Annotated in this window: 6 protein-coding genes; 4 read left to right on the forward strand and 2 right to left on the reverse strand. The window is 71.4% G+C overall.

The features are described 5' to 3' along the window. Positions 1–13 precede the first annotated feature (13 nt). The 4 genes from ACTHMF_RS03645 to ACTHMF_RS03660 all read left to right on the forward strand — a co-directional run bounded on the left by ACTHMF_RS03645 (position 14) and on the right by ACTHMF_RS03660 (position 4,666). Complete coding sequence (locus ACTHMF_RS03645) at positions 14–997, forward strand: NAD-dependent epimerase/dehydratase family protein (RefSeq protein ID WP_440316338.1); 984 nt, start codon at positions 14–16, stop codon at positions 995–997. 179 nt (positions 998–1,176) lie between these two features. Beyond that, on the forward strand, positions 1,177–1,578 hold the full coding sequence (locus ACTHMF_RS03650; protein WP_314146868.1) for a hypothetical protein: 402 nt from the start codon (positions 1,177–1,179) through the stop codon (positions 1,576–1,578). Positions 1,579–1,609: 31 nt separating this feature from the next. Continuing rightward, entirely contained in the window at positions 1,610–3,592 is a 1,983-nt protein-coding gene (locus tag ACTHMF_RS03655; RefSeq protein ID WP_440316339.1) for a M13 family metallopeptidase, read from the forward strand. Between the two features lie 162 nt (positions 3,593–3,754). Further along, positions 3,755–4,666 (forward strand): serine hydrolase, encoded by a 912-nt coding sequence (locus tag ACTHMF_RS03660; protein ID WP_314146866.1) that lies wholly within the window; start codon positions 3,755–3,757, stop codon positions 4,664–4,666. A gap of 91 nt (positions 4,667–4,757) precedes the next feature. Here ACTHMF_RS03660 and ACTHMF_RS03665 read toward each other — a convergent pair whose 3' ends face one another. Together ACTHMF_RS03665 and ACTHMF_RS03670 are read right to left on the reverse strand one after the other, a co-directional pair. Next, entirely contained in the window at positions 4,758–7,319 is a 2,562-nt protein-coding gene (locus ACTHMF_RS03665; RefSeq protein ID WP_440316340.1) for a bifunctional lysylphosphatidylglycerol flippase/synthetase MprF, read from the reverse strand. Between the two features lie 123 nt (positions 7,320–7,442). Further along, a partial coding sequence (locus tag ACTHMF_RS03670; protein ID WP_440316341.1) for a glycine--tRNA ligase occupies positions 7,443–8,180 on the reverse strand: 738 nt, incomplete at its 5' end.

Raw genomic sequence — 8,180 nt, forward strand, 5'->3', positions numbered from 1 at the left:
CAGGAGAACTCCCATGCACATCGCCGTCACCGGCGCCTCCGGCCGCGTCGGCCGTGCCGTCACCGCCCAGCTCGTCGAGCGCGGGCACAGCGTCCTCGGTCTGGACCTCGTCCCCCCGCGCGAGCCCGTGGACGGCGCCGAGTACCTGATCGGCGACCTCGCCGCCCTGCCCGCGGGCGACCCGCGGCTGGACGGCGTGGAGGCCGTCGCGCACCTCGGCGCGTACATGTCGTGGGACCCCGCGGACGCCGAGAGGCTGTTCGACGCGAACGTCACCGCGACCATGCGGCTCATCCGGGCGCTCGGACCGTCCGTACGTCGTTTCGTGCTGGCCTCCACCGGCGAGGTCTACCCCGAGAACGCACCCGCCTACCAGCCGCTCGACGAGGACCACCCGCGCAACCCGACCACCTGGTACGGCGCGAGCAAGGTGCTCGCAGAGGACCTCGTGGCGTTCGCGGGCCGGACGAACGGCTGGTCGACGGTGGTGCTCCGCTTCTCGCACACCCAGGACCCCGCCGAGATCCTCGACCCCGACTCGTTCTTCTCCGGGCCGCGCTTCTTCGCGAGCAGGCGCATCGCCCGCGAGCGCGCCGCCGGGAACACGGACGTGGTCGCCGCGCTGGAGCCGTTCGCCGGGGACGACAGCACCCTGCTGGTCGCGTCGCGCGCCGACGGGGCTCCCGTTGCGATGGGCATCCTGGCGACGCCGGACCTGGCCGCGGGAGTCGTCCTCGCCCTGGAGGCCGACACGACCGGGCACGAGGTGATCGGCCTCGGCCCGGACGAGTCCACCGACCTCGGCGCATTCGCGCGCGAGCTCGCCGCGGCGGCGGGGCTGGGGACGGTCGAGGTCACGCTCCCCGTCACCGCCCCGAGCTACACGACCTCGAACGCCAGGGCCCGCGACCTCCTCGGCTTCCGCCCGGCCGTCGACCGTGCCGAGTTCGTCCGCCGCGCCGCCGAGGCGCACCGGGAGCGAACGCAGCGCGCGTAGCTCGCCCGGCGCACCCGGCGAGTGCGCCGCCGCGTCACGACTGCGGTGGGGCGCCGCGCCGCGGACGTGACGCGGCACCGCAGTCGCGGGAGCGGGAGCGCCCGCCCCGGCGAGGCACCCGCGCCCATCCTGCGAGAACTGACATCCTGGCGGGAGACACCACCAGGGGGCACCACCGCATGCGTTTCATCACTCCGCGCGAGAAGGCGATCGTCGTCGCCATCCTGCTGGCCGTGAACCTGGTGCTCATCCTGCTCTTCGACGCCCTGCACTCCGAGGTCGCCTCCATCGTGCTGACCGTGCTGCAGACCGCCGGCTGGTACCTCGCCTCCCGCGTCTTCCGCGGGCCGGGGGAGGACGTCGCCGCACTGCGGCCGTGGTGGCGGATGACGAACCGGCCCCTGCTCTCCGGCGTGTTCGGCGTCGGGTACGGGCTGCTCGCCGTGGTCAACATCGGGTTCTCGATCGCCGGGTTCGGCAGCGCGTCCGGCACCGTCTCGATCCTCGCCGAGCTGCTGCTCGCCGGGCTCTTCCTGCTCTCGTTCGCGCGGCTGAGGGCGCTCGCTCCCGCGCGAGCCTGACGAACGCGCGCCCGACGAATAGGCTGGGGCCATGACCCTGGCTTCCGGTATCGCCTCCGACGAACTCGACCCCACGATCCGCCCGCAGGACGACCTGTTCCGGCACGTGAACGGCAAGTGGCTGGACCGCACCGAGATCCCCGCCGACAAGGCCCGCTGGGGCTCGTTCATGATCCTCGCCGAGGAGGCGGAAGCCGCGGTGCGCGAGATCATCGAGGCCGCGCAGACCGCGCCGGAGGGCACGGAGGAGCGCAAGTTCGGCGATCTGTTCGCGAGCTTCATGGACGAGGACCGCATCGAGCAGCTCGGCGCGAAGCCGATCGAGGCGCAGCTCGCCATCGCGAGCGACGTGGACGGCATCCCCGCCCTGCTCGAGACCGTCGGCCGCCTGGAGCGGCACGGCGTCGGCGGCTTCTACCAGCTGTTCGTGGACAACGACCCCGGCAACCCGGAGCGCTACCTGGTCTTCGCCGAGCAGGCGGGCATCTCGCTGCCGGACGAGTCGTACTTCCGCGAGGAGCGCTTCGCCCCGGTGCGCGAGGCGTTCGTGGCGCACATCCAGCGGATGTTCGAGCTGGTCGGGTTCCAGGATGCCCCGGAGCGGGCGCAGCGCGTGTTCGACCTGGAGACCGAGATCGCCGCCCAGCACTGGGACAACGTCGCGTCGCGCGACTCGGAGAAGACCTACAACCTGTACTCGTGGGCGGACGCCAATGCGCTGTTCACGGGCGGGGCGACGGCCGCCGGCGCCCCGGGCGCCGACCTGGAGACCTGGGCGAAGGGCCTCGGTGCTCCCGATGGCGCGTTCGACGAGGTGGTGCTGCGCCAGCCGTCGTTCGCCTCCGGTCTCGCCGCACTGCTCACCGAGGACCGCCTTCCGTCGTGGAAGGACTGGCTGGCCTGGCAGATCATCCACGGCTCCGCGCCCTACCTGAGCGGCGACTTCGTGGACGCGAACTTCGACTTCTACGGCCGCACCCTCACCGGTACCCCGGAGATGCGCGCGCGCTGGAAGCGCGGCGTCTCGCTGGTGGAGGGCGCGATGGGCGAGGCGGTCGGCCGCATCTACGTCGAGAAGCACTTCCCGCCCGCCGCGAAGAGCGCGATGGACGAGCTGGTCGCCAACCTCATCGAGGCCTACCGGCAGAGCATCCGTACGCTCGAGTGGATGGGCGAGGACACCCGCAACCGCGCGCTGGACAAGCTCGACAAGTTCACCCCGAAGATCGGCTACCCGGTGAAGTGGCGCGACTACTCCGCGCTGCAGATCGACCCGACCGACCTGGCGGGCAACGTGCGCGCCGCCGCGCTGTTCGAGTTCAACCGCGAGCTCGGCAAGATCGGCAAGCCGCTGGACCGCGACGAGTGGTTCATGACCCCGCAGACCATCAACGCGTACTACAACCCGGGCTTCAACGAAATCGTGTTCCCCGCGGCCATCCTGCAGTACCCGTTCTTCGACGCCGACAGGGATGCGGCGGCGAACTACGGCGCGATCGGCGCCGTGATCGGCCACGAGATCGGTCACGGCTTCGACGACCAGGGCTCCAAGTTCGATGGCGACGGCCGTCTGCAGGACTGGTGGACCGCCGCCGACCGCGCCGCCTTCGAGAAGCGCACGGGCAGCCTCATCGAGCAGTACAACGCGCTCGCGCCGGCGCAGGTGCCGGAGCACCACGTCAACGGTGCGCTGACCATCGGCGAGAACATCGGCGACCTGGGCGGCCTCGGCATCGCCTGGAAGGCCTACCTGCTCTCGCTCGACGGCCAGGAGCCGCCGGTGATCGACGGCCTGACCGGCGCCGAGCGCTTCTTCCTCTCCTGGGCGCAGGCCTGGCAGCAGAAGGGCCGCGACGCCGAGGTGATCCGCCTGCTCGCCATCGACCCGCACTCCCCGAACGAGTTCCGCTGCAACCAGATCGTGCGCAACATCGACGCGTTCTACGAGACGTTCGGCCTCACAGAGGGCGACGCGCTGTGGCTCGCGCCGGAGGAGCGCGTGACCATCTGGTGAGCCGGACCGGGCTCGCGGGAACGACTTCCCTGCGTGCCCCGTCCGCGGGGTAACATCGTCCCTGTCGTCGCCCTCGGCCCACCCGGCAGGAGGCGACGCGCGGGCCGGGGGGGACCGCGGCCGCGCCGACATCCCGACTCGGAAGAAGGATCAAGCTCCACCGTGACGAGCCAGACCGAGCAGACCGCACGCCGCAGCCGTCATGCCGACGGGCGCCGGGGCAGGCACCAGGGCGCCGACCGCACGCAGGAGGCGTTCAGCCGCGGCTTCGAGGCGCTGGGCCGGCTGGCGATGCAGGGCGTTCAGGTGTCCGGCCGGGCGACGGACCTGGCCAGCGGCGAGGTGCTGTTCTCGGTCGACGACCACGTGGTCATGCCCACCGCGAGCATCGGCAAGGTCCTGCTGCTCGTGGAGGTGGCCGCGCGTCTGCAGTCCGGCCAGCTGAGCCCGCTCGCCGTCCTCGACCGCGCCCCGCAGGACGCGGCGGGCGACTCCGGGATCTGGCAGCACCTGCAGGTGCCGTCCCTCCCGGTCGCCGACCTGGCCGCCCTGGTCGGGGCGACGAGCGACAACCTCGCCACCAACGTGCTGCTCCGCCGCGTCGGGCTGGAGGCGGTGAGCGCGCGCACCGAGTCGCTCGGCCTCACCCGCACGGCGCTGCTCGACCTGGTCCGCGACCACCGCGGGCCGGACGACGCCCCGCAGCTGTCCGTCGGCAGCGCGAACGAGCTCACCTGGCTGTTCTCCGCGCTCGCGCGCGGCGAGGTCGTGGATGCGGCCACCAGCCGCCAGGTCATCTCCTGGCTGTCGCTGAACAGCGACGCGTCGCTCGTCTCGAGCGCGTTCGGGCTCGACCCGCACGCGCACCGCCAGGCCGAGCACGGCATCCTGCTGGTCAACAAGACCGGGAGCGACGCCGGCGTCCGCAGCGAGGTCGGCGTGCTGCGCGGCCCGCGCGCCGGCGTCACGTTCGCCGTCTCGACCTACTTCGACGACACCAGCCTTGCCTCCCGGCTGGCCGTGATCGACGGGATGCGCACCGTCGGCCTCGACCTCCTGGAGTACGTGCACTGACGCGACCGTCCCCGTTCGGCACATCTCGTCACTGCTCGCGCACGGACGGTCGTACCGGGGAGGGACAGTCGCGGCGACGCGCGCCCGGCCGTCAGCGCATGATCGTGCGGGCCAGCGCCACGTACTCCTTCGCGTTCGCGTCCGGCAGGTAGGCCCGGCCGATCGCGTTGCCGATCGACGGGAGCGCGACGGGATCGGGGTAGGCCATCCACAGCGTCTCGTAGGTCGGGTTGAACTTGCTCTTGAACTTGAACAGAGAGGAGAAGCCGTACGCGGGTTCGAGCGTGCGGGCCAGCAGCGCGAGCACCCGGTCCATCGCGCTCTCCTCGCCGGCCTCGCCATCGGCCGTGCCGTCCGGCTTCGTCGCGAGCGGCGCTCCGGACAGGCTCAGCACCTCGACCCCCTCCTCGCGCATGTGCTGCGCGGCGGACGCGATGACGAACTCCATGATGCCCGGGATGCTGCCGTCCGCCCTGCGCATGAAGTCGATCGTGTAGCCGACGACAGCGCCGTCCCGCCAGCTCGGCAGCCAGCTGGTCACCGCCTGCAGCTCGCCCTCGGGGTCGTAGGCGAGGTAGAGCCGGACGTCCGGGTCCTTCAGCTCCGCCATCCCGCCCAGCGTGAAGCCCATCTCCGGGAGCTCCTTTTCGGACACCCACTGCTCGCTCAGCGACGCGATCTGCGACTGCTGCACCGGCGCGAGGTCGTCCCAGCGCGTCCACAGCGTCGAGATGCGCTCCTTGACCCCGCGGTTGTGCGCCTGGCGCACCTTCTGCCAGGCCTTGCCCTGCATGTCGAAGGTCTGCGGGTGCATCAGCGTCTCCTCGCCGACCGACATGGTCTGCCAGCCGAGCGACTCGAACACCGGCAGGTACGCGCCGTGGACGCTGTAGAACACCGGCACCCAGCTGTTGGCGTCGCAGAACGCCACGAAGTCGATGATGGTCTGCTCCGCGCGCGAGGGGTGGCACACGGGATCGGACAGGGTGATCGCGACGCCGTTGATCACCCGGTACGCGACCGCGGCGTCCCCCTCCTCGCTGAACCAGTAGACGTTGCCCGGCCAGGTGCCCATGAAGCCGAGGGTCCCGCCGCCGCCGGCGCGCAGCAGCTCCAGGAAGTGCACCTCGTCGCCGATCGTCCGGCCGGTGGAGGTGGCGCGGTAGAGGCGCAGCGTCGCCAGCACGAAGATCAGCCAGAACACCGGGCCGACCCACTGGTAGAGCAGCACGACCACCGGGGAGGTCGGCACGATCACCGGGCCGAGCACGGACTCGAACCCGGCCGGCACGAACCGGCGCAGGGTGGAGACGAACACGTCGCCGAGGCTCGCCTCCGGCACGTAACCGCCCAAGGTGGCGAGGCCGGCGACGAGGTAGGCGACCGCCAGCAGCGCGAACGAGACGACGACCAGGATCGTGAACCGCACGACCGCGTCGCGCGGCGCGCGGATCTGGAACTGCCGTCGCGTGACGATCAGCACGACGATCGAGGCGAGCGGCACGAGCAGCACCGCGAGCAGCCAGAGCAGCACCTCGATGGCCGGCGCGAGCGCGCTCACGTCGTCGATGTCCACCGTCGCCTCGCCGCCGGGCAGCGCCGTGAAGGGCAGGACGATCATCGCCGCGTTCACGACGATCCCGAGCACCAGGGCGAAGTGCCGCCCGCGGCGCAGCCCGATCGCCGTCACGATCAGCAGCACCAGCGGCAGGAGGCTGAGCAGCAGCGGCCCGACGCCCTGCACCGAGACCAGCGAGAGCTCCTCCCGGCAGTTGGACGTGTCGGATGCGGCGCACGCGGCCAGCACCTTTGCGACGTCCACCTGCTCGCGCTGGAACAGGGCGGCGATGAACGAGAACGGCCCGAAGCCGCCGGGCGGCAGCAGTGCCGCCAGCGGACCGACCGCGGTGATCGCGACGACGGCGGCGACCAGGTTGCGGGTCTCGCCGTGCGAGCTGCGGCGCAGCCGGTGCAGCCGGCCGCCGCGCATGATCGCGCCCAGCGCGAGGCCGAGCAGGGCGGCGATCAGCCGGTAGACGTTGTTCTGGTCGCCGTTGTAGAGCACGAGGGTGAGGATCACGGCGAACGTCAGCAGCCGGATGCGGCGGCGCCACAGCGTGCTGGCGAAGGCGCTCGCCGTGATCAGGGCGCCGAGGATCCCGATGGTCGGGTCCAGCGTGAAGTCGAACTCGGTCGCCCTGGCCAGCAGCTCGCCCAGGTTCGCCGCCGCCCACTGCCCGAGGACGCCCAGCGTGATGCCGAGCACCCCGGTGACGAGGAAGGCGATCACCAGCCGGACGGTCCCGAGCAGGCGCTCGGCGACGGCCAGCACCGAGAGCGCAAGCAGGACGCAGACGATGACCTGCACCGTGTCCTCGGGCACGAACAGCGCCGTCAGCGGCGTCCACCAGTACCCGCCGTGGACGGTCGTGCTGACCCCGGCGGCCCAGACGAGGGCGCCGCCGCTCGTCGTGGCGGGCGACCACAGCGTCCCGGTCAGGATGGACGTGACGATCAGCACGACGGCGAGCGTCACGCTCGCGGGAGCGACGCGCGCGTACCGGACCAGGGTGTGCCAGGCACCGCCCCGGCGGCGCCCGGGCGGGGGCACGGCCGGCGGGGCGGACGCTGTGCTGGTCGGCGCGGTGCTCATCCTGTCTCCGTCACGGTGGCCACAACCCTAGGGTGTATCTCCCGGTTCTGCACCAGGCCCATGCTCGCTACGGCGCAGAACCGGGAGACACACCCTAGCGGGCGCCATGGCCGCAGCGGAGGATCAGATCTCGCGCAGGCGCTCCGCGAGGTAGCGGTCGAGGCCCTCGAGCGGGATGCGCTCCTGCTTCATGGTGTCGCGGTCGCGCACCGTCACGGCGTCGTCCTCGAGCGAGTCGAAGTCGACCGTCACGGCGAGCGGCGTGCCGATCTCGTCCTGGCGGCGGTAGCGGCGGCCGATCGCGCCCGAGTCGTCGAAGTCCACGTTGCGGCGCTTGCGGAGCTGGTCCGCGAGGCCGCGGGCCAGCGGCGAGAGCGCCTCGTTGCGGGACAGCGGCAGCACGGCGACCTTGACCGGCGCGAGGCGCGGGTCCAGGTGCAGCACGGTGCGCTTGTCGGTGCCGCCCTTGGCGTTCGGCACCTCCTCCTCGTCGTACGCGTCGACCAGGAACGCCATCAGCGCGCGCGTGAGGCCGAACGACGGCTCGATCACGTACGGCACGTAGCGCTCGTTCTTGTTCTGGTCGAAGTAGCTGAGGTCCTTGCCGGAGTGCTCGATGTGCGTCTTCAGGTCGTAGTCGGTGCGGTTGGCGACACCCATCAGCTCGCCCCACTCGCTGCCGACGAAGTCGAACTTGTACTCGATGTCGATGGTGCGCTTCGAGTAGTGCGCGAGCTTGTCCTTCGGGTGCTCGAAGCGGCGGATGTTCGCCGGGTCGATGCCGAGGTCGACGAACCAGTCCCAGCACAGGTCGATCCAGGTCTGGAACCACTCGTCGTCGGTGCCCGGCTCGACGAAGAA

Origin of the sequence: Leifsonia sp. (assembly GCF_051955155.1) — a bacterium.
GTDB lineage: Bacteria > Actinomycetota > Actinomycetes > Actinomycetales > Microbacteriaceae > Leifsonia.

Excerpts from the sequence above, each read along its gene's own strand:
- ACTHMF_RS03645 (WP_440316338.1), top strand. The coding sequence starts at position 14 with ATGCACATCGCCGTCACCGGCGCCTCCGGCCGCGTCGGCCGTGCCGTC.
- ACTHMF_RS03650 (WP_314146868.1), top strand. The coding sequence starts at position 1,177 with ATGCGTTTCATCACTCCGCGCGAGAAGGCGATCGTCGTCGCCATCCTG.
- ACTHMF_RS03655 (WP_440316339.1), top strand. The coding sequence starts at position 1,610 with ATGACCCTGGCTTCCGGTATCGCCTCCGACGAACTCGACCCCACGATC.
- ACTHMF_RS03665 (WP_440316340.1), bottom strand. The coding sequence starts at position 7,319 with ATGAGCACCGCGCCGACCAGCACAGCGTCCGCCCCGCCGGCCGTGCCC.